Below are 1101 nucleotides of genomic sequence, written 5' to 3'. Positions count from 1 at the left end.
TCTGCACGCGCAGACCGTCGTGATCAGCCCGGAACAGGAAGTTGTGATCCAGAAATACGTGACTGCGCACACGGTCACCTCAGTGGATGTGCCAAATGTCGATGTCGTGGTTGGCACTGCCCTTCCGGAAACGGTGGAGCTTCACAGGATTGATGCACCGGATGTCACCTACAGCTACGTCGTCGTTAACGGAAAGACAGCGATCGTCGATCCCGGCACCCGCAAGGTCATCAGGATCATGAACTAAGCGAAAGCACGAACGATTGATGGGAGGAAAAGATGTCACGTACATCAAAAATAACTCTTCTGGCCGCACTTATCGCGAGCTCCACTCTGACGCCATATATTGTTGTCGCACAGGACGCTTCTTCACAGACGAAAAGCGAAACAAACCCCGCACTGCTGCCGAAAAAGCAAAACACGCCCGGCACCGCTACCGAAACCAATGGCAATTCCGAGGCCGGAAACGCCAGCGGTCGTGTGGACGCAGCCGGACAGACGCAGACAAAGACGCCGGCGGCGGATACAAAATCTGCGGTTGGTAGTGAAAGCCAGGCTAAACCGCCCGTGAACGCCGAAGCGCCGTTACAGAAAAAAGGCGCCGGGCATCAAAATGCAGGTGGAACGGATGCCGGCGAGCCTGCCGGGAAAACAAAAGCGGGAGCCGATTCCGGCGAAACAAACAGGAAGTCCGGATCTGTGACGACTCCCAAGACCCCGGATGCGGCCGAGACCACGAAAAGCACGGATACCACCGGTTCGTCCAAAACCAAGACTGAAACGACAGGCACTGCTGGTGCGACCAACGGCGATGTCTCAGGGTCACCATCTGCGGCGACAAAAGAGCAGAAGGCCGGTTCGCAAGTGAACGTCAATGTCACGACCGAGCAGCGCACCGAAATCCGAAATGTCATTATCGAAAACAAGGTCGAACCCGTCCGCCCGACATTCAGCATTTCTGTTGGAACCGCGGTTCCAAGAACCGTTAGGCTTCACAAGCTCCCAGCGCGCGTGATCCAGATCGTTCCGCAGTACCGTGATTACGAATATATCGTTCTTGCTGACGAACGGATCATCATCATCGATCCTGCGACCTACGAG

At 55.6% G+C, this 1101-nt stretch carries 2 protein-coding genes; both read left to right on the top strand.

Going from position 1 to position 1101, the window contains the following annotated elements; all coding sequences use genetic code 11:
* The first annotated feature begins 1 nt into the window (after nucleotide 1).
* A complete protein-coding gene (locus tag K7A42_RS24200) occupies nucleotides 2–247 on the top strand; it encodes a DUF1236 domain-containing protein (RefSeq protein ID WP_282456038.1) in 246 nt (81 codons plus the stop codon).
* A 32-nt stretch (nucleotides 248–279) separates the two neighbouring features.
* Nucleotides 280–1101, top strand: an 822-nt coding sequence (locus tag K7A42_RS24195) for a DUF1236 domain-containing protein (RefSeq protein ID WP_282456037.1), incomplete at its 3' end; no start/stop codon positions are given.

Source organism: Agrobacterium sp. InxBP2 (genome assembly GCF_026191755.1).
GTDB classification, from domain to species: domain Bacteria; phylum Pseudomonadota; class Alphaproteobacteria; order Rhizobiales; family Rhizobiaceae; genus Agrobacterium; species Agrobacterium pusense.
This window is presented reverse-complemented; position numbering and strand designations above follow the sequence as displayed.